General features: G+C 60.3%; 19 protein-coding genes and 1 riboswitch. Of the genes, 13 read left to right on the top strand and 6 right to left on the bottom strand.

Annotated elements, in window-relative coordinates; translation table 11 throughout:
* Window positions 1-62: 62 nt before the first annotated feature.
* Entirely contained in the window at window positions 63-881 is an 819-nt protein-coding gene (locus tag AAGQ88_RS24345) for a hypothetical protein (protein WP_342653824.1), read from the top strand.
* Between the two features lie 10 nt (window positions 882-891).
* On the opposite strand, the gene AAGQ88_RS24340 is transcribed toward AAGQ88_RS24345, so the two are convergent.
* From AAGQ88_RS24340 to AAGQ88_RS24325, 4 genes are all read right to left on the bottom strand, one after another.
* On the bottom strand, window positions 892-1854 hold the full coding sequence (locus AAGQ88_RS24340) for a metal ABC transporter ATPase (RefSeq protein WP_285426745.1): 963 nt from the start codon (window positions 1852-1854) through the stop codon (window positions 892-894).
* Between the two features lie 36 nt (window positions 1855-1890).
* Window positions 1891-2700, bottom strand: coding sequence for an aldo/keto reductase (locus tag AAGQ88_RS24335; protein ID WP_342653823.1), 810 nt, complete (start codon window positions 2698-2700; stop codon window positions 1891-1893).
* Entirely contained in the window at window positions 2697-3872 is a 1176-nt protein-coding gene (locus tag AAGQ88_RS24330; RefSeq protein WP_342653822.1) for an FAD-dependent oxidoreductase, read from the bottom strand. Before AAGQ88_RS24330 ends, AAGQ88_RS24335 begins: the two co-directional genes overlap by 4 nt.
* Window positions 3873-3934: 62 nt before the next feature.
* On the bottom strand, window positions 3935-4267 hold the full coding sequence (locus AAGQ88_RS24325; RefSeq protein ID WP_093465145.1) for an SMR family transporter: 333 nt from the start codon (window positions 4265-4267) through the stop codon (window positions 3935-3937).
* 106 nt (window positions 4268-4373) lie between these two features.
* Between AAGQ88_RS24325 and AAGQ88_RS24320 the strand changes: the two genes are divergently transcribed.
* Window positions 4374-5258, top strand: a complete 885-nt coding sequence (locus tag AAGQ88_RS24320; protein WP_342653821.1) for a LysR family transcriptional regulator — start codon at window positions 4374-4376, stop codon at window positions 5256-5258.
* A 14-nt stretch (window positions 5259-5272) separates the two neighbouring features.
* Complete coding sequence (gene waaA, locus AAGQ88_RS24315; RefSeq protein WP_342653820.1) at window positions 5273-6547, top strand: lipid IV(A) 3-deoxy-D-manno-octulosonic acid transferase; 1275 nt, start codon at window positions 5273-5275, stop codon at window positions 6545-6547.
* Window positions 6548-6940: 393 nt separating this feature from the next.
* Here the strand turns inward: waaA and AAGQ88_RS24310 are convergent, their stop codons facing one another.
* Window positions 6941-8380 (bottom strand): TolC family outer membrane protein, encoded by a 1440-nt coding sequence (locus tag AAGQ88_RS24310; protein WP_342653819.1) that lies wholly within the window; start codon window positions 8378-8380, stop codon window positions 6941-6943.
* Between the two features lie 166 nt (window positions 8381-8546).
* Window positions 8547-8651, top strand: a riboswitch (TPP riboswitch).
* Between the two features lie 171 nt (window positions 8652-8822).
* On the opposite strand from AAGQ88_RS24310, the gene thiC reads away from it, so the two are divergent.
* Both thiC and cytX read left to right on the top strand, forming a co-directional pair.
* Window positions 8823-10709, top strand: coding sequence for a phosphomethylpyrimidine synthase ThiC (thiC, locus tag AAGQ88_RS24305; protein ID WP_285426751.1), 1887 nt, complete (start codon window positions 8823-8825; stop codon window positions 10707-10709).
* Window positions 10710-10862: 153 nt separating this feature from the next.
* Window positions 10863-12152, top strand: a complete 1290-nt coding sequence (gene cytX / locus AAGQ88_RS24300) for a putative hydroxymethylpyrimidine transporter CytX (protein WP_285426752.1) — start codon at window positions 10863-10865, stop codon at window positions 12150-12152.
* Here the strand turns inward: cytX and AAGQ88_RS24295 are convergent.
* Window positions 12121-12867 carry an RsiV family protein gene (locus tag AAGQ88_RS24295; protein ID WP_285426753.1) on the bottom strand — a complete coding sequence of 249 codons (747 nt, stop codon included), beginning with the start codon at window positions 12865-12867 and terminating at the stop codon, window positions 12121-12123. The genes cytX and AAGQ88_RS24295 overlap by 32 nt on opposite strands.
* Window positions 12868-13088: 221 nt before the next feature.
* Between AAGQ88_RS24295 and AAGQ88_RS24290 the strand changes: the two genes are divergently transcribed.
* The 8 genes from AAGQ88_RS24290 to AAGQ88_RS24255 all read left to right on the top strand — a co-directional run bounded on the left by AAGQ88_RS24290 (window position 13089) and on the right by AAGQ88_RS24255 (window position 20190).
* Window positions 13089-13706 (top strand): NUDIX domain-containing protein, encoded by a 618-nt coding sequence (locus AAGQ88_RS24290; protein WP_093465111.1) that lies wholly within the window; start codon window positions 13089-13091, stop codon window positions 13704-13706.
* Window positions 13697-14149 (top strand): DUF1249 domain-containing protein, encoded by a 453-nt coding sequence (locus tag AAGQ88_RS24285; RefSeq protein ID WP_285426754.1) that lies wholly within the window; start codon window positions 13697-13699, stop codon window positions 14147-14149. Before AAGQ88_RS24290 ends, AAGQ88_RS24285 begins: the two co-directional genes overlap by 10 nt.
* Before the next feature lie 147 nt (window positions 14150-14296).
* Complete coding sequence (locus AAGQ88_RS24280) at window positions 14297-14704, top strand: hypothetical protein (protein WP_342653818.1); 408 nt, start codon at window positions 14297-14299, stop codon at window positions 14702-14704.
* Between the two features lie 460 nt (window positions 14705-15164).
* Complete coding sequence (cpdA, locus tag AAGQ88_RS24275; protein ID WP_342653817.1) at window positions 15165-15974, top strand: 3',5'-cyclic-AMP phosphodiesterase; 810 nt, start codon at window positions 15165-15167, stop codon at window positions 15972-15974.
* Between the two features lie 109 nt (window positions 15975-16083).
* The gene (locus AAGQ88_RS24270; protein WP_342653816.1) at window positions 16084-16704 is read left to right on the top strand and encodes a YqiA/YcfP family alpha/beta fold hydrolase; all 621 of its coding nucleotides are present in this window, start codon (window positions 16084-16086) and stop codon (window positions 16702-16704) included.
* Between the two features lie 86 nt (window positions 16705-16790).
* Window positions 16791-18695, top strand: a complete 1905-nt coding sequence (gene parE, locus AAGQ88_RS24265) for a DNA topoisomerase IV subunit B (protein ID WP_093465103.1) — start codon at window positions 16791-16793, stop codon at window positions 18693-18695.
* On the top strand, window positions 18695-19672 hold the full coding sequence (locus AAGQ88_RS24260; protein ID WP_285426758.1) for an esterase-like activity of phytase family protein: 978 nt from the start codon (window positions 18695-18697) through the stop codon (window positions 19670-19672). Before parE ends, AAGQ88_RS24260 begins: the two co-directional genes overlap by 1 nt.
* 35 nt (window positions 19673-19707) lie before the next feature.
* Window positions 19708-20190, top strand: a complete 483-nt coding sequence (locus AAGQ88_RS24255) for a TIGR02281 family clan AA aspartic protease (protein WP_342653815.1) — start codon at window positions 19708-19710, stop codon at window positions 20188-20190.
* The last annotated feature ends 8 nt before the right edge of the window (window positions 20191-20198 follow it).

Raw genomic sequence — 20198 nt, 5'->3', positions numbered from 1 at the left:
CTCACGTTTACATATGAAAGCGTTGAGTGTGGAACATGGATGGGTTGGCGGAGTGAAATGACGTGTTGAAAATCGCAGTCGCGTTCTTCGGGATTCCTCGTAATTCCGAGATCTGCTTCCCGTCCATTGAAGAAAACATCCTCGCGCAGTTGCCATCGACTGCTGAGGTTCGCTGTTTCTATCATCTTTATAAAATCGACGAAGTTCACAACCCGCGCTCAGGTGAAGCGGCTGCGCTTGATGCTGACAACTATGCCGTTTTCCAGGGCATGTCTGGTCGGCTTGACTTCACGGAGGGTGTGCTGGACCGCTGGGATTTCGAGCGCGTCAAAGAGCAGGGCGACACGTGGGGTGATGAGCACGTTTCGTTACGCAATCTGATCTATCAGCTTAACTCCCTGCGCGAAGTGACAGCGATGGTCGAGACGTTCGAGCCAGACTTCGTGGTGTTTGCCCGCCCGGATAATTTCTACCACAAGCCGCTGCCGGCATATGTATTCAAGCGCCCGCTGGCACGTCGCATGAATGTCTACATTCCGGACTGGCAATGGTGGGGCGGCCTGAATGACCGCTTCGCGATTTGTGGACAGGATGTCTACAGAGCCTACGGCAACCGCATCGAGCGGATATTCGCGTTCTGCGAGGCCACGGGAAGGAAGCTGCACTCCGAGCGGCTGCTCAAATTCGTCCTTCAGCAAGCCGGCGCCAAGGTGTGCCTGATGAACACCACTGCTTCACGCGTTCGCATCACCGGCGCGTATGCGGACGAGTCCTTCTCGCCGAAACGTGGCATGGGCAAGCGTGAGAATCGCTACTTCCACGCCTTCGCGCGCGTGCGCACGTTTCTGGATCGACGGCTCCGAGACTTGCCAGAGCAGTAAACGCCCCGCGTTAACCCTTCAGCTCGCGGATCTTCCTGACAAGCTGGCGCGCTTTGACTCGCAGCCGCTTCATGGGCGAGCGGGTTTTCTTGCCGGGCGCCAGCCCTTGCTGGACGATCCAGTCCTTCCAGCGAATGCGTTCGTCGCGCACCACCCAGCCATCCTGCGCGGCAAAGCTTTCTGCCAGATAAAGGCCCCGGGTGCCGGCCGGTGAAAGCTTGTCGTTTTTCAGGGTGAACAGCTGAGGCAGCGGCGCGCCATTTTCCAGTGGCATCAAGTACAGGTCGGGTTTGCTGCGATTGAGTCGCGCAACCAGCTGGTCGTTCTCAAGGCTCTCATCGACGTGAAAAAGACTGAGCGGCCGCGCTTCTTTCGGCACTTCCAGGCGCATGTCGTAGATCAGTTGCAGTGAGGCAGTAGGCAGGTGCACATACGCGCGGGGGCGTTCGATCAGGGTCATGCTGCCGCAGCGTACCGGGCGAGCGGCACCCGAAAGCGGGCTCAGGCGAAAGGGCATGGCTTCACGGTAATGCAGAGCTGCGGCGTAGGGCGCGGGCAGCCAGGTGTCGTTGAAGCGGCCGCCCAACCAGCCTTGCGGCGTCTCGATCAGGCATTCTTCGGCCACTTCCTGAATGGCCGTGTGCAGCGGCAGGTTCAGCTCGTGCGCAGGGACATATCCGGAAATCAGCTTCAACACCACATCGCCGCGATCCTGCCGACGCTGGCGCACGAGCACCCAGTAATCACGGTTCTGCCAGTTGAGCGTCAGGCGCACCGAGACGCCGAGGTTGGCGAGCTCAGTGGAAAAGCGCTCGCTGTTCTCAACTTCGATCTTGCGGCGGCGAGAGAGGGTCTGGGCGAAATTCAGCGGCATCCCGACGCTCTGGTAGCTGAGGCTTTCGGGAGTGGCTTCGACAAACAACGGCAGGGTCTTGAAGTTGCTGGGGTTTTTCCGAATCAACGTTCGCGGCATATCGGCTCCTTCTTGCGTTGGGGTCGGCCGCCCGAGTCAGGCTTGGCGACGAATCACGGCAGCGGCGGTTGCCACGTTATGGGCCAGGTGCAGCGGATTGATCGTCCCGACGATAGCACCAGTGACGCCGGGATGCCCAAACAGCAGCTCGAAACTGGCTTGCACAGGATCGACACCGGGACTCAGGCAAACGTGCCCGCTCGCCAGCGCTTTTTTTATCAGTATCGCTTTGCCGTGAGCAGCAGCGTAGTCGAGGACCGGCTTTTCGCCTTGCTCGTTGAGGTTGTAGGTGACCATTGCGCAATCGCCGTCTTGCAACGCTCGCAACCCGCCCTCGACGGTTTTGCCGGAAAACCCGAAGCCTCGAATCTTGCCTTCGCGCTTGAGGTCGGCCAGCGTCTGGTAAACCTCGCACTCAGTGAGTACGTCCAGGTCGTTGCCGTCCGAGTGCACCAGCACCAGATCGATGAAGTCGGTTTCCAGCCGCTTGAGGCTGCGCTCCACCGACAGCCGCGTGTGGGCTGCGCTGAAGTCGTGGCTGGATTGACCTGCTTCGAACTCTTCGCCCACCTTGCTGACGATCACCCAATCCTGGCGCTGCCCGCGCAACAAAGGGCCAAGCCGTTCCTCGCTGCGTCCATAGGCAGGGGCGGTGTCGATCAGGTTGATACCCAGATCCCGCGTCAGCTTGAGCAGCATCTGCGCCTCGTGATCATCGGGGATCGTGAAGCCGTTAGGGTATTTCACACCTTGATCACGGCCCAGCTTGACCGTGCCCAGACCGATCGGTGACACATTGATGCCGAGATTGCCCAGCGGGCGATGCAAGTCGTGCAGGGTTTTCATGGCAGCAGCAGATCCCAGACAGGAGTGGCGAGCGGCGGCTTGGGGAAGTCGCTGTGCGTGGGTTGCGGGATCGGGTGAATGGCGTCACGGGACAGTGACGCCAGCACGCGGTCGGCGAAATCCGGCGCCAGCGCCAGCTTGGTGGGCCAGCCGACCATCAGCCGACCTTGCACGTCGAGGAAAGCGTTGTCCGGGCGCACGAGGCCGGTCTGCTGAGGTTCTGCGCGGTCGACCCGCAGCGTGGCGAATTGCGCCTGACTGAGATCGACCCATGGCAGCAGTTGCGAGAGTTCTTTTTTCGCAGCGGCGATCTGCTCCGCCGGGTCGCGGGCAACACCTTCGGCCTCGGCAATATCGCCGCCCAGATACCACACCCATTGGCCGTCCGCTGAGGGGTGCGTGGTCACGGTAATGCGCGGCTTCGGCCCGCCGCCCAGGCAATGCGCATACAGCGGCTTGAGCGTCGGACCCTTGACCAGCACCATGTGCAGCGGACGACGCTGCATGGCTGGATGGCTGACACCGAGGGTGCTGAGCAGCTCGGCATTGCCACCGCCCGCGCTGAGGACGATGCGCTGGGCGTGGATGTCGCGACCGTCTACACGCAAGCCCACCAGCTCGCCTTCGTGACGCAACGGTTCGATGAGGGCTCCGGCCAGCAGGCTGTCGCCGGCAAGCTGGGCCAGGTTTTCAACGAGGCTCGGGACGTCGATGACCAACTCGGCCAGGCGATAAACCTTGCCCTTGAAGCGGGGGTCCTGCAGCGCTGGCGGCAGCTCCGAGCCCTTGACCTGGTCGACTCGGCCACGCACGGCTTTGCTCGCGAAAAAACTGGTGAGATTGCCTGCGATGGTGCCTGGCGACCACAGATAATGGGCTTCAGACAGCAGGCGTACGCCGGACAGATTCAGCTCGCCTTTGCCAGCGAGCGCCTCACGCCAGCGCCGAGGCATGTCGGCAATGGCTTCCGAGGCGCCGGACAGCGCGCCGTGCAAAGCGTACTTAGCGCCACCGTGAATGATCCCCTGAGACTTGAACGTCTGCCCGCCGCCAAGGCCGGCGTTTTCCACCACGACTGTCGAAAAGCCCTGTCGGCGCAGACGTGCGTTGAGCCAGAGCCCGGCAACGCCAGCGCCGACAATCAGGACGTCAGTGGAAATAGCGGATGACATGCGCACCTCGAATGGCGAATCGAAGCGGCCATTATAGGGGAAGCCGCTTTTCAATGACCCCTTTAATGACCCGCCGTTTTCGAGAACAGCTGGATGACCACCACGCCCGCGACGATCAGGCCCATGCCGGCGATGGCGGGCAGATCCAGTTTCTGTCCGTAAATGAACAGCGCTGCAATGCTCACCATGACGATGCCCATGCCTGCCCATACCGCGTAGGCAACGCCCACCGGAATGGTGCGCACGACCAGGGTCAGCATCCAGAAGGCGACGGCGTAGCCAACGATGACGAGCAGCAACGGCAGCGGGGTGCTGAAGCCTTTGACCGCCTTCATCGAGACGGTACCGATGACTTCAGCGCAGATGGCGATGGCGAGCAGGTAGTAAGCAGGCATGGCGAGACTCTCAGTGACAAGCGTTCTTGATTCCTGAGCCCATTCTAGGCGTTGCTCAGATGCGGTAAAGTCATTACCTATCTGAGTGGCTGATAGGTTGTGGCTGATGCAATGGAGTCTTGAGCAAATCCAGTTATTCGTCAGCGTCGCTGAGCAGCGCTCGTTTTCTGCCGTGGCGCGCGCTTCGAAACGCGCGCAGTCGGCGGTCAGCAGCGCGATCGCGATGCTCGAATCCGACTTGGGAGTGAGTCTGTTCGACCGCAGCAGTGGTCGGCAGCCGCGTCTCACCGAAGCGGGCAGTGCGTTGCTGGAAGAAGCCCGGGAGCTGCTGCGCCAGTGCGAACGACTGGATGGCCGGGCGCTGGCGCTGATGCGGGGGCAGGAAGCGCGCCTGCGTCTGGCGCTCGACGAGGCCATGCCTTATCAGCCAGTGCTGGACAGCCTTGAGGCGCTGGACGATCGTTTTCCGAGTGTCGAGGTGCAACTGGCCAGCGGCGCTCAGGGCGACGTTGCCCGCAAACTGCTGGAGCGTCGCGCCGATCTCGGTCTGCTGTTCCATCATGAACAGATGCCTCAAACCCTGGAGAGGCGAGCGCTGGGCAGCGTTGAGATGGTTACGGTCTGTGCAACCAGTCACCCGTTGGCGGATCAGCCGCTTGTCACGCGCCAGCAGTTGGCGCGGCATCGACAGCTGCTCATTACGCCGCAGCAGAGCGGTTACCCCGGCGGTGAGCAACTGAGCCCGCAGGTGTGGCGTGCCGACAGTTTCTACGCCATGGCAGAACTGCTGATGAGAGGACTGGGCTGGGCCTGGCTGCCGCGACACGTGGTGCAATACCCGACCTATCAAAATCAGATGATCGAGCTGAGCAGCGAATGGACGCCGCCGGCGCTGGTGGTGGAAATGGTCTGGCGACGCGATGAGCCACTCGGGCCTGCCGCGCGCTGGCTCGCCGAATGTTTCACTCATCATTTGAAGGCCATTGGCTGATAAACTCCGCGCCCATGAATAGAACTCTCTACACCTTCCTGTTTCATCTTGGACTGCCTTTTATTGCACTGCGCCTCTGGCTTCGTGCCCGCAAGGCGCCGGCGTACGCGCAACGAATCGGTGAGCGCTTCGCCTTTGGGCTGCCTGCCATGCAGCGTGGCGGTATCTGGGTTCATGCCGTGTCGGTGGGCGAGAGCATCGCTGCAGCGCCCATGATTCGAGCGCTGCTGACGCGATACCCCCAGCTTCCGGTGACCATCACCTGCATGACGCCGACCGGCTCCGAACGCATTCAGTCGATGTTCGCCAACGAGCCGCGCGTGCAGCATTGCTACCTGCCTTACGACTTTCCGTGGGCGGCCTCGCGGTTTCTTGATCATGTTCAGCCGAAGATCGGTGTAATCATGGAAACCGAGCTTTGGCCCAATCACATCCATCAGTGCGCGAAGCGGGGAATACCGACGGTCCTCGCCAACGCCCGGTTGTCAGAGCGTTCCGCGCGGGGATATGCACGGTTCGCCAGGCTTACGCGGCCGATGCTCGCCGAGATGAGCCTGATTGCCTCACAGACGCAGGTCGAGGCTCAGCGCTTTCTCGATCTGGGCGCGCGTGCGGAGTCGGTGGTCGTCACGGGGTCGATCAAGTTCGATCTGACGATTGACCCGCAACTGCTGGAGCGCGCGGAGCAGCAGCGCGAGGCTTGGGGACTTGTTCAGCGCCCGGTATGGATCGCAGCCAGCACCCATGCCGGCGAGGATGAAGTGGTGTTGTCCGCCCATCGCGACGTGCTGCAATCGCACCCCGACGCCTTGCTCATCGTGGTGCCGCGTCATCCCGAGCGTTTCGGCAGCGTGTTCGAACTCACTCGCCAGCAAGGTTTTTCCAGCGTTCGACGCTCCACGGGCGATCCCGTTACGCAGGCAACGTCGGTGCTCGTCGGCGATACCATGGGCGAACTGCTGTTTCTCTATGCGTTGGCGGACATCGCGTTCGTCGGCGGGAGTCTGGTGCCCAATGGCGGGCATAACCTGCTTGAGCCAGCGGCGTTGGATAAACCGGTGTTGAGCGGTCCGCACCTGTTCAACTTCCTCGAAATTGCCGCGATGCTGCGCGGTGCGGGAGCGTTGGAGGAGGCAAGCGACTCGGCAGCCTTGGCTGCATCGGTCAAGCGACTGATCGAACACCCCGAAGCCGCGAAGGCTATGGCCGATGCAGGGCTGGCGGTGATGAAAGCCAATCAGGGCGCGCTGCAGAAATTGCTGAACGGTATCGGCAGCTTGCTGCACTGATTCCGCGGCAACCGGGTCCTGACGCTGCATCCCCGCCGGATGCACCAGCCTGTTCGTGAGCAAGCTCACTCCCACAGGTTAGTCGGGTCGCCAGGCCGTGGCTCGAACGCACGTCCTGTAGGCGCGAGCTTGCTCTGGGCCGCACTCGGACGATCGGCTGCGCAGCACTCGCCAAACCAACCCAACGCATTATGCCTGACATACCGCGTTCACCGGTTTTGCTGCCGGTCCCCGGCAGATCGCGGGCAAGCGCGCTCCTACAAGGGGAATGCGTCGCTGACTGGTATCGAGCCACGACACAAACCCTGTAGGAGCGAGCTTGCTCGCGAAGGCTGACTATCCACCGCAGCTCATCCAGCGCCAGACCCTCGATCCTGCGGGTCTGACGTCGGATTATCGCTCGGTCGGCCTTTCGAAATTCTTCGCGGCTTCTTTCGCCAGATCAGGCGGGAGGAAGTCTTTGTCCGGGTTGTAGTCCGGTTTCAGGAAGCGCGACAGATCCTGCAAGTCGCCGGGGCTCAAGGTGCCAGCGGCCTGTTTCAGGCGCAGGTTGTCGAGGATGTAGTCGTAGCGCGTGTTGTTGTAGTCGCGCACCGAGGCGTAGAGCTGACGCTGCGCATCCAGCACGTCAACGATGTTGCGTGTGCCGACCTGATAGCCGATTTCCGTGGCTTCCAGCGCGCTCTGGTTGGAAATGATCGACTGCTTGCGCGCCTGCACCTGCTCCACGTCGGTGTTCACCGCGCGGTGCAGGTTGCGGGTGTCTTCCACCACCTGGCGGCGCAGTCCTTCGCGTTGCTGCTCGGTCTGGCCGAGGCGGGCATAGGCTTCGCGGACTTGCGAGCTGGTCAGGCCGCCGCTGTAGATCGGAATGTTCACCTGCAGGCCGACGGTGCGCTGCTCGACGCTGCCATGAAAGCTTTGCCCGGTGTAGTTGGGGTTGGTGAAGCCCAGCGGGTCATTGTCGCCTTTTTCGTACTGCGCCACGGCATCGACTGTCGGCGCATGACCGGCCTTGCGCTGGCGCAGGGTTTCTTCCGCAGCGCTGACAGCGTAATTGCTGGCCAGCAGGTTGAGGTTCTGTTGGGTCGCCGTATCGACCCACGATTTGGCGTCGTTAGGCGTCGGCGCCAGCACCGGCAATGTGTGAACGATGCCTTCGATCGAGTTGTAGTCCCGGTTGGTCAGGGTAATCAGCGCCTGAAACGCATCATCCACCTGACGCTTGGCAACGATGCGTGCTGCGCGGGCCGTGTCATAACTGGCTTGCGCCTGAAGCACATCGGTCTTGTCCGAAAGCCCGACATCGAACCGCTCGTTGGCTTGATCAAGCTGACGCTTGAATGCGGCTTCCTCAGCTTTGGTCGAGGCCAGATTGTCCTGGGCGCGCAGCACTGCGAAATAATCTTCGGCGCTTTGCAGGATCAGGTTCTGCTCGGTTGCGGACAGTTGGAGAATTGCCTGCTCATTGACGTTCTTCGCAGCCTTGAGTTGAAACCAGCGATCGGCGCGAAAGATCGGCTGACTCAGCGTCGCGCGGTAGACCGTGCCGCTGCGGTTGATCACGGCAGAGGGTTCGTCGATCTTGGTGCGGGTGTCGTTGATGTCGGCGCCGCCCGAAATGTTCGGCAGCAGGCCTGCGCGAGCCTGAGGCACAATCTCTTTCTGCGCGTCGTAGTTGGCGCGCGCGGCCGCCAGGTCGGCGTTGTTGTTGACCGCTTCCTGATAAACGCTCACCAGACCGGTCTTGGTCGGCAGTGGCAAGTCAGCTGCCCCGGCCATCGCACTCGAAGCACACGACACGGCAATGGCCAGTGAAAGTTTGCGCAGCATAGACATTCCCTAGTAGTTGTTGTCGCCAAATCTTGGTCCGATGGCTTTGGCGTCGCGTAGCGAGTGTAGTTCCGGACGATGTCGACAACAATCCGGCAAAACAGCCATTTAACAAGCGTTTGAATTCCGCGCTTGGCGTTTGCCACACGCGACGTCTAGACTGACGCCGTTCTTGTCGGGGTGCCTTGCTGTGAGGCTGAGATCGGATAATCCGGATCCCGTTGAACCTGATCAGGTTAGCGCCTGCGTAGGGAACAAGATTTCTCGTCTCCCGGCGAGTCCTCTTGAGTGTCGTCCGGGGTCGTCTTTGTTCAAATTCTGAACAGTCCTCGTCTTTCGATTCTCAGCATCCGTGTCTATTCCAGGGTGCATCCGTCCGTTCGAATCAGGCTCATGCTCCGACAAATCAATCCGCCGCTGGATGATGTCTGGAGAGCCCGTGATGAGTACAACACTAAAAAACGCCAATCTGAGTGAGTCCGCCCAGGTCGATTCGGGGTCGGTTCAGCCGTTCACCCGTTCGCAGAAAATCTACGTTCAGGGCTCGCGCCCGGACATCCGCGTGCCGATGCGTGAAATCAGCCTGGACGTCACGCCCACAGACTTCGGTGGCGAGATCAACGCGCCAGTCTGCGTGTACGACACCTCGGGCCCCTACACCGATCCCAACGTCATCATCGACGTGCGCAAAGGCCTGGGCGACGTGCGCTCGGCGTGGATCAATGACCGTGGCGACACTGAACGCCTCGATGGCCTGAGTTCCGACTTCGGTCAACAGCGCCTGGCCGATGCCGAGCTGACCAAATTGCGCTTCGCCCACGTGCGCAACCCGCGCCGCGCCAAGGCCGGGGCCAACGTCAGCCAGATGCACTACGCGCGTCAGGGGATCATCACCGCCGAGATGGAATACGTCGCCATCCGCGAAAACATGAAGCTGCAGGAAGCTCGCGCTGCCGGTCTTTTGAAGCAGCAACACGCCGGCCACAGCTTCGGCGCGAGCATCCCGAAAGAAATCACCCCTGAGTTCGTGCGCGAAGAAATCGCCCGAGGCCGCGCGATCATCCCCGCCAACATCAATCATGTGGAACTGGAGCCGATGATCATCGGCCGCAACTTCCTGGTGAAGATCAACGGCAATATCGGCAACAGCGCGCTGGGATCGTCCATCGAAGAAGAAGTGGCGAAACTGACCTGGGGCATTCGCTGGGGCTCGGATACGGTGATGGACCTGTCCACCGGCAAGCACATCCACGAAACCCGCGAGTGGATCATTCGCAACTCGCCGGTCCCGATTGGCACTGTGCCGATCTATCAGGCGCTGGAAAAAGTCGGTGGTGTCGCTGAAAACCTGACGTGGGAGCTGTTCCGCGACACGCTGATCGAGCAGGCGGAGCAGGGCGTCGACTACTTCACCATCCATGCGGGCGTGCTGCTGCGCTATGTGCCGCTGACGGCCAAGCGCGTCACCGGGATCGTCAGCCGTGGCGGCTCGATCATGGCCAAGTGGTGTCTGGCGCATCACAAGGAAAACTTCCTCTACACCCACTTCGATGAAATTTGCGAAATCATGAAGGCCTACGACGTCAGCTTCTCGCTGGGCGATGGCCTGCGTCCGGGATCGATTGCCGACGCCAACGACGAAGCGCAGTTCGGCGAACTGGAGACCCTTGGCGAGCTCACCAAGATTGCCTGGAAGCATGACGTCCAGTGCATGATCGAAGGCCCGGGCCATGTGCCGATGCAACTGATCAAAGAGAACATGGACAAGCAGCTGGAATGCTGTGACGAGGCGCCGTTCTACACCCTCGGCCCGCTGACCACCGACATCGCCCCCGGCTATGACCACATCACGTCCGGTATCGGCGCCGCCATGATCGGTTGGTTCGGTTGCGCGATGCTCTGCTATGTCACGCCTAAGGAACACTTGGGTCTGCCAAACAAGGATGACGTGAAGACCGGGATCATTACTTACAAGATTGCTGCCCACGCAGCTGACCTGGCGAAAGGGCATCCTGGCGCACAGATTCGCGACAACGCCTTGAGCAAGGCGCGCTTCGAATTCCGTTGGGAAGACCAGTTCAACCTTGGGCTTGATCCGGATACGGCCCGTTCCTATCACGATGAAACCCTGCCGAAGGACTCGGCGAAGGTCGCGCATTTCTGCTCCATGTGCGGGCCGAAGTTCTGCTCGATGAAGATCACACAGGAAGTGCGCGAATACGCGGCCAATCAGAAAATCGAGGCGGTTGATCTGTCCGTGGCCGAAGGCATGCGCGAACAGGCCGAGCGCTTCAGGCAGGAAGGCAGTCAGCTTTACAAAAAGGTCTGACGCGGTTTTACCCCCTGTTGATTGATCGTTCCCACGCTCCGCGTGGTAACGCCCCTTCTTGACGCATTGCGTCAAGGGGGCGCTGAGCACCCCGGGCGGCATTCCCACGCAGAGCGTGGGAATGATCGTCGTCTAAACAATTGAGATTGCGACGTGAACACACCCAGCACCTACTCACCCGATATTCCTGTCCCCGCCAGCAAGCGGGTTTTCGGCGGGCGCGATCTGTTTTCCCTGTGGTTCTCCCTCGGCATCGGCCTGATGGTGCTGCAAACCGGTGCGTTGCTGGCGCCGGGGCTCGGCATGTCTGGCTCGATGCTCGCGATCGTCCTGGGCACTCTGGTGGGCGTCTTGCTGCTCGCGGCTGTCGGCGTAATCGGCAGCGACACCGGCCTGTCGTCGATGGCCGCGCTCAAGCTCAGCCTCGGCACCAGAGGCGCGGGCGTGCCGGCGATTCTCAACCTCTTGCAACTGGTCGGTTGGGGTTCGTTCGAGATCATCGTGATGCGCGACGCGGCCAGTTTGCTCGCTGCCGGGGCATTCAGCGAAGGCAGTCTGTGGACAAGTCCGCTGCTGTGGACGCTGCTGTTCGGCGGCCTGGCGACCCTGCTCGCGGTCAGTGGGCCGCTCACATTCGTGCGGCAGATTTTGCGCAAGTGGGGCATCTGGCTGCTGCTCGCGGCGTGCGCGTGGCTGACCTGGAATCTATTCGCCAAAGCTGATCTGGCCGCGCTCTGGTCCCGGGCCGGCGATGGTTCGCTGCCTTTTGCGGTTGGCTTCGATATCGCCATTGCGATGCCGCTATCCTGGCTGCCGCTCATTGCCGATTACTCCCGTTTCGGCAAACGCGCGACGGGCGTATTCGGCGGGACAGTCCTGGGGTTCTTCATCGGCAATTTCTGGCTGATGACGTTGGGCGTCGCCTACACCCTCGCGTTCGCACCCAGTGGCGAAGCCAATGCGTTATTGCTGGCGCTGGCGGGTGCAGGGATGGGCGTTCCGCTGTTGCTGATCCTGCTGGATGAATCGGAAAATGCGTTCGCCGACATTCATTCGGCTGCCGTTTCAAGCGGGATTCTGTTGAAGGCCAAGGTTGAACATCTGGCGCTGGCGATCGGCATCATCTGCACGGTGATTGCGTGCTTCGCCCCGTTGGCGCAGTACCAGAACTTCCTGTTGTTGATCGGCTCGGTGTTCGCGCCGCTGTTCGGCGTGGTGCTGGTGGATCATTTCATCCTGCGCCGTCGCAGCCATGGCGCCGCGACGACCGGTCTGCGCTGGATGACCTTGCTGGCGTGGCTCGGCGGGATTTTCACCTACCATCTGCTCGCCAATCTTTATCCGGATATCGGCGCAACACTGCCAGCGCTCGTCGTCGCTGGCGTGTTGCAGATGATCCTGAGTAAAGCCATTAGCTCCGGCCCGGAAACAGCTCAGGCTTGATGATCCCGTTGAGCTGTGGATAAGGAATCTTCAGCTCGATGTGGCCCATCGAATAAGGTGCGATGGTGTCCACCGGGTATTTCAGGATAACGGCACCGTACGTCAGGGCGACGTTTGAAGTTCGCTTGAATGGCCACATCTTCTGAAAGTCGGCGTCTTTGTCCAGCTTGGTGCTCACTTGCCAGGCTTGATGCGCGAGTTCGGCCTTTTCCCAGAACGCGCTTTCCTGGCCCGGTACCAGCATGTCGGCCAGCGTCAGAACGCGCTGCTGCTGGCGCGAATAGTTGATGAACGCGCGGCCCGGATTGCCGTGAGCGCCACCGGTATCCAGGTAGCTCGACAGCTCCACGACGACGATTCCGTCATGCTGCTCGCGTACTTTGGCTTGAAGGTAACTGCTGTTGCGCGCCGGTGCACGGCTCAGGAATTGCTCCTGATATGCCTTGATCGTTGGCGGAACGGGGCCATCGGTGTCGCTGCGGGTCAATTGCAGGAGCGTGCGCTGAACGATTGCATCCAGTTTGGGCTCGTCCGGGAAATGCACGGTGTCGATGTTCACCAGCGGGCAATCGTCTGTGGTGCAGCCGGGCTTGATCAGCTCGGAGGCGTCACGCTGAACGGTCAGCGGACTGCGCAGATTGGGTTGGAAAAGGCTTTGGCAGGCGCCCAGTATCAGGGCCAGACAGGCCAGTGAAATGATCTTCAGAAACGACATGTTGATCCTTGGCATTGGCATAAAGGGCCATCACTCGGATGTAACGGCAACCAGCTTCGACTACGGGTGGCGCAATCAGTTCGCCACTGGGCCGATTAGAGAACCTTTCGCTTGCCGTCGTCTACCCTGAGGGCCGGATTTGCCAACTCAAAGGGCTGCATCCAGCGCAGCAGCGCGTTAGGATGGAGCCAGGACACAGGTGCTCAAGCAGTGAGAGAAGTATGACTGATACCCCGAAATCGATACCGACGAAGCACGAGATCACACAGCGCGAAACCTGCTTCAAGGGGTTCTACCAGCTGGATCGACTGCACCTGCGCCACGAACTGTTCGACGGCGGCATGAGCCCGGAAATCAAGCGCGAGCTGTTTGTCAGACACGACGCTGTCTGCGTGCTGCCTTACGATGCCAAGCGCGATCAGGTCGTGCTGATCGAGCAGTTCCGGGTGGGCGTGGTGGGCAAGTACCCCAACCCCTGGCTGATCGAAATGGTTGCAGGCCTGATCGACAAAAAAGAGGAGCCTGAACAGGTTGCTCACCGTGAGGGAGAGGAGGAAGCTGGGCTTGTCTTCGAGGCACTCTGGCCGATCACCAAGTATTTCCCTTCGCCCGGAGGCAGCAACGAGTTCGTTCATCTCTACCTGGGCAAATGCGACAGTGAAGGCGCAGGGGGGCTGCATGGCCTGGAAGAGGAAGCCGAAGACATCCGTGTGTCGGTCTGGTCCTTCGAAGATGCCATGCAGGCTGTGAAAGACGGACGCATCGTCAATGCGGCAACTATCATCGCAATACAATGGCTGGCGCTCAATCGCGCCGAGATAAGGGGGCTATGGTCGTGAATCTTCTGCGCGAGCGCTATCGTGTCGACCTCGCCGGGCTGCAAGCAGCCTGCGAGGCGAACTACGCGCGCTTGATGCGTTTGTTACCCGATATGCGCAATGCACAGCGCTCACGCAAGGTCGCCGTCACGCAAGGCGATCAGATGCTGGGCGTGCTGGCGGTCGAGGTCATACTCGACTGTCCTTACACCACCACGCTACAGGTGCGCCAGGAGCACAGCCTGCCCTGGCTGCCTGTGCCTGTGCTGGAAGTCCAGGTCTATCACGACGCGCGCATGGCCGAAGTCATCGGCGCCGAACACGCGCGGCGTTTTCAGGGCATTTATCCTTACCCGAACGCCGACATGCATCAGCCGGACGAAAAAGCCCAGCTCAATCTGTTCCTGGGGGAGTGGTTGAGTCACTGCCTGGCGTGTGGGCACGAGTTTGAGTCGGTGCGCTGAAGTTGTAGGGTTTTTCCAGCTGACTTAACGCTCAAGTCTTCCGGCCTTGTAGGCTGTTTCTGAAAGTTTCGTCGCGCTGGGGTTTGCGCTTTATTTTTCAGCCTTCTGAAGTTAGGTTTTGGCGCTCGACTTACTTCAGAGGTCTGTATGAGTTATGTGGGGCGTAATCTCGATTCGTGCAACGCCATCCCTTTTGAATGGCGACATACATGGCTCGTAGTCGTCAGCGGTGATGGGCCAAATTTCTGTGGGCATGCCCTGTTGAAGGCTGGTTATTATTATTTCCACGTCGATGGTTGGGAGAATCGCCCTTATTATTTGACGGAGGCGGAATATAGAAGGTATCTCACGGAGGGCGGAAAGACTGAGCTGTTCAAGCGCAGTGTCTTCATACCGTTCCCGGCGCAGGCGCAGCGAAAACTTGAAGAATTGAGCGCCAAGCCTTGGTACTGGCGAATTATCCCAAATAATTGCGCCAGCTATGTTGAGGAGATTTTCGCGGCAGGCGGTGTCGACGACTCAATTTTGATGAACTGTCCGGTTTTCTGGAGATGAACAGGCTTAAGGCGATTCTTTACGGAGCTCTCCTGGGTACGATATGCCCTATCTTTATCCAGTTGGTGTGTTACCAAGGTGTGCGGCTTCTAGACTCTCTCCAGTGGTCTTTAAGTTTAACCGGATTTGTTCTAGGCATTTATATGTCGCGATATATATCTTGGGGATGGTCGTTGGGTGGTGGGACGGGTTTTCTGATCGGGCTTTTCGGCCCGCTGCCAATTGGGTTCTTATATTCAGATGTGAGTTACGAAAGAGTATTGCCCTGGCTTTTGATTAGCGCAGTGATAGGTCTTTTTGCAGGAGGCCTTACTCTTGATCGCCTTTTCAAGGAGCGCGCCCTGCGCCGAAAAACTTCAGCTCCCAAGCACCACAACTGAGAGCTAGCCCTCACTTCGGCATTTGCCCGTCGGCGCTCCAGCCACCATAATCCGGCCATACCCGCTCAAGGAGATGGCCATTGCCGAGCACACCTCTGAATTCGTCCTCCGTCCTGGTGGTGCAACTGTCGGACAGCCACCTGTTTGCTGAAGCGGACGGCAAGCTCTTGGGCATGGCCACGCGCGACAGCCTGAGCGCCGTCGTTGATCGAGTGCTGGCCGAGCAGTCGGCGATCGACCTGGTGCTCGCCACGGGTGATTTGTCTCAGGACGGCTCCGTCGAGTCTTATCAGGCGTTTCGCCAGTCGAGTGAGCGCCTGTCCGCGCCCAAGCGCTGGCTGCCTGGCAACCATGACGAACTTCGGGAAATGGCGATTGCCGCTCAGCAGAGTGACTTTCTTGAGCCTGTCGTGGACGTTGGGAACTGGCGTATCACGATGCTGGACTCTGCCGTTCCGGGCTCCGTGCCGGGCTATCTGGAAGACAAACAGCTGCAACTGCTTGCTCAGGCGTTGAGCGAAGCACCTCAGCTTCATCATCTGGTTTGCTTGCACCATCATCCGGTGCCCATTGGCGCGGCGTGGATGGAGCCGATCGGGTTGCGTAACCCCGAGGCTCTGTTCTCCGTGTTGGAACGCTTTCCTCAGGCTCGGGCGCTGCTTTGGGGCCACGTGCATCAAGAATACGATCAGCAACGTGACGGCTTGAGGTTGATGGCGTCGCCGTCCACTTGTATTCAGTTCGCGCCCGACAGTGAGGATTTCAAGCTCGACGCGCTGGCGCCGGGATATCGCTGGTTGCGGCTGCACGATGACGGCCGGATCGAAACCGGCGTATCGCGGATTGACCCCAGTCTGTTCGAAGTCGACCTCAGTGGTGCCGGTTATTGATGGAAATGCTTCGAACCTCAGCGGTTGATCAACAAACGAGTTTTCCCTGGGTTGTCCCTGTAAACTGCGTGGCTTTGCGTGTTGATGCGCTGCTTCTGGAGATAACCGCGTGAACCAGGATCACCCGACGCTTCTTTATATACATGGCTTGAACAGCTCAGGGATGTCGAAAAAAGCCACACAGCTGGCTGAGCTGATGAAAACCCTGGGTTTGAGCGAGCAGTTGCGGGTGCCAGAGCTGCACCATCATCCGCGTCAGGCAGTGGCCCAACTGGAGAACGCCATTGAAGAACTGGGCGGGCGGCCATTACTGGTCGGCAGCTCGCTCGGCGGCTACTATGCGACTCACCTGGCGGAGCGTCATGGCCTCAAGGCCGTGCTGATCAACCCGGCGGTGAATCCGCATCAGTTGTTCGACGGCTTTCTGGGCACCCAACAAAATCTTTATACCGGCGAGAGCTGGGAGCTGACGCACGATCACGTGGCAGCGCTGGCAGAGCTCGAAGTGCCGGCCCCGCAAGATCCTCAGCGTATCCAGGTGTGGCTGCAGACCGGCGATGAAACTCTGGATTATCGTCGCGCGCAGGCATTTTACCGGGCTTGCGCGTTACGCATCGAGGCCGGGGGCGATCACGGTTTTCAAGGATTCGCGTCGAAACTGCCCGCTCTGCTCGGATTTGCCGGTTTCGCGCCGGAATTGCTCCAGGCGATCGATCTGTCGGTGCTGTAACCCGACCGGATCGACGCATTTGCTGAAACAACAATGTAGAACAGTGTCACTCCGAAATTTCATGAACGACTTGATGACGAGACCCCATGGCCAATCCCAGCGCTAGCTCTTATAACGCAGACGCCATCGAAGTCCTCTCGGGCCTCGACCCGGTCCGCAAACGGCCGGGCATGTACACCGACACCACGCGGCCGAACCACCTGGCGCAGGAAGTCATCGACAACAGCGTCGACGAAGCGCTGGCGGGGCACGCCAGATCGGTGCAGGTCATCCTCCACGCCGATAACTCCCTTGAAGTGGCCGATGACGGTCGCGGCATGCCAGTGGACATCCACCCGGAAGAAGGCGTTTCCGGTGTCGAACTGATCCTCACCAAGCTGCACGCGGGCGGTAAGTTCTCCAACAAGAACTACCAGTTCTCCGGCGGTCTGCATGGGGTGGGTATTTCGGTAGTCAACGCGCTCTCCACCCAAGTGCGGGTGCGGGTCAAGCGCGACGGCAACGAATATGAAATGACCTTCGCCGATGGCTTCAAGGCCAGCGAGTTGGCCGTCGTCGGCACAGTGGGCAAGCGCAATACAGGCACCAGCGTATTCTTTGCGCCGGACCCGAAATATTTCGACAGCCCCAAGTTCTCCGTCAGCCGCCTCAAACACGTGCTCAAGGCCAAGGCTGTCCTGTGCCCGGGCCTCTTGGTCAGCTTCGAGGACAAGGGCACCGGCGAGAAAGTCGAGTGGCATTACGAAGACGGGCTGCGCTCGTATCTGCAGGACTCGGTGAATGAGTTCCTGCGCCTGCCCGACGAGCCCTTCTGTGGTTCGTTCGCGGGTAACAAGGAAGCCGTCGACTGGGCGTTGCTCTGGCTGCCTGAGGGTGGCGACAGCGTTCAGGAAAGCTACGTCAACCTGATCCCGACCGCGCAGGGCGGTACTCACGTCAATGGTCTGCGCCAGGGCTTGCTCGATGCCATGCGCGAATTCTGTGAGTTCCGCAATCTGCTGCCGCGTGGCGTGAAGCTGGCGCCGGAAGACGTCTGGGAGCGGATCGCGTTCGTTCTGTCGATGAAGATGCAAGAGCCCCAGTTCTCCGGTCAGACCAAAGAGCGTCTGTCGTCTCGTGAGGCGGCGGCGTTCGTCTCCGGCGTGGTCAAGGACGCATTCAGCCTGTGGCTCAACGCTCACCCTGAAATGGGCATGCAGTTGGCGGAACTGGCGATCAACAACGCCGGACGCCGACTCAAGGCAAGCAAGAAAGTCGAGCGAAAACGCATCACTCAAGGTCCGGCGCTGCCGGGCAAACTGGCCGATTGCGCCGGTCAGGATCCGATGCGCGCCGAACTGTTTCTGGTCGAGGGTGATTCTGCCGGCGGTTCGGCCAAGCAGGCGCGCGACAAGGAGTTTCAGGCCATCCTGCCGCTTCGCGGGAAAATTCTGAACACCTGGGAAGTCGATGGCGGTGAAGTGCTCGCCAGCCAGGAAGTCCACAACATCGCGGTCGCCATCGGGGTTGATCCAGGCGCGGCCGACATGAGCCAGTTGCGATACGGCAAGATCTGCATCCTCGCCGATGCCGACTCCGACGGCCTGCACATCGCCACCTTGCTGTGCGCCCTGTTCGTGCAGCATTTCCGTCCGCTGGTCGACGCCGGCCACGTGTACGTCGCAATGCCGCCGCTCTACCGCATCGACCTGGGCAAGGACATTTATTACGCACTGGATGAAGCTGAGCGCGATGGCATCCTCGATCGTCTGGTGGCCGAGAAGAAGCGCGGCAAGCCTCAGGTCACGCGATTCAAAGGTCTGGGCGAGATGAACCCGCCGCAGCTGCGTGAAACCACCATGGACCCGAACACCCGTCGTCTTGTCCAGCTGACGCTGGATGATTTCGAGGCCACTTCGGAAATCATGGACATGCTGTTGGCGAAGAAACGTGCAGGCGACCGCAAGACCTGGCTCGAATCCAAGGGCAACCTTGCTGAGGTGCTGGTCTGATGCGAGCCTGGTTTGCAGCCCTGTTGTTGCTCGCTGCCCCAGTCTTCGCCGCACCGTTGCCCGAACTGAAATTGTTGTCCGAGCACCCGGTCGACGACATGATCGGCGGCAATCTGTCGGGGCTGGCGTCGTGCAATGGAGTGTTGTGGACGGTTTCTGACCGCGATGACACCTTGCTGTATAGCCTCGACACCTCGGCGACGGTCTGGAAAGCCCGTGGCCAGGTGATCGAGATCCCGCCGATTCCAGACAGCGGGCTGTCAGCGACCTTGCGTGCGATGGCCAAGGCTTCGGCGATTCTTCGTGGCGGCGATCTGGATTTCGAGGGCGTGAGCTGCGATGCCGCCGGCAACCGTTATCTGGTCAGCGAGGCTTACGCCACGGTGCTCAAGGTGCCTGTCAGCGGGGCGCCGGTCTGGCTGGAATTGCCGGGCAAGCTGGTCAAGGAAGCGCAGTCGGCGGGGATGCTGCAGCACTTCAATGCGATTTTCGAAGGCATCGCGATCAATCCGGCAGGTGATCAGTTATGGCTGGCCGCCGAGCGTGACAAGCGAGGTCTGTTGACGGCGCGCCTAGGTAAAGACGGCTGGGCCTGTGATGCGAGCTGTATTCTGCGGGTCGAGTCAGGCAATGACATTCTGCCGCCGCAAGTGGGCGGGAAGGCCGTTGGCAAAGACTTTGCGGATATTTCGTTGTACAAGGGCAAGTTGTTCGCGCTTGAGCGCGCAGCCTACCGCATCTGCCGACGCTCTCTGGAGACCGGGCAGCTCGAAGCGTGCTGGTCATTCGCAAAGGAAGCGCTGCAACCCAACCGCCTGTATGACCAGAAATACGGCCTGACCGAAGCGCTGGTGATCGATGACAGCGGTGCGTGGGTCGGGGTCGACAATAACTTTGGCGCTCGCGCCGACGGAGAAAAGCGTCCGATCGTCTGGCGCTTCGCTGCGCCAGCCGGTGGCTGGGGCGGCAAGCCTTGACACAGGCGCCACCCGGCAGACGCGCCGGGCGTCTCATGCTGATCATCGTCTGGGCTGCGGGGCTGTTTCTGGCCACGCGTTTTTTCGGCGATTGGGAGCAGCGACAGGAAAACCCGAACACTAGCGTTACTTCACGGCAGGGTGATGGCTATGTCGAAGTGCAATTGACGAGCAACCGTCAGGGGCACTTCGTCATGAGCGGGCAGATCGACTCGCACCCGGTGCAGTTCATGCTCGACACGGGAGCGACCAATGTCGCCATTCCCGAAGAGGTGGCGAACACGTTGCGCCTGGAGCGTGGCGAGCGGGTTCAGGTGAGTACGGCCAATGGCCGCACCGAGGCGTTCCGGACCACGCTGCAACGGCTGCAAATTGGCGACATCGTCTTGAGCAATGTGCGCGCCCTGGTGGTGCCCGGCCTGGACGGTGAGCAGGTGCTGCTTGGCATGAGCGCCATGAAACAACTCGAATTCACACAGCGCGGCGGCACATTGCTGCTGCGTCAGACGACAAAATGATGAGGCCC

Source organism: Pseudomonas sp. F3-2 (genome assembly GCF_038804275.1).
Taxonomy (GTDB): Bacteria; Pseudomonadota; Gammaproteobacteria; order Pseudomonadales; family Pseudomonadaceae; genus Aquipseudomonas.
The sequence above is the reverse complement of the archived record's forward strand: the minus strand, read 5'-3'. Positions and strand labels throughout refer to the sequence as shown.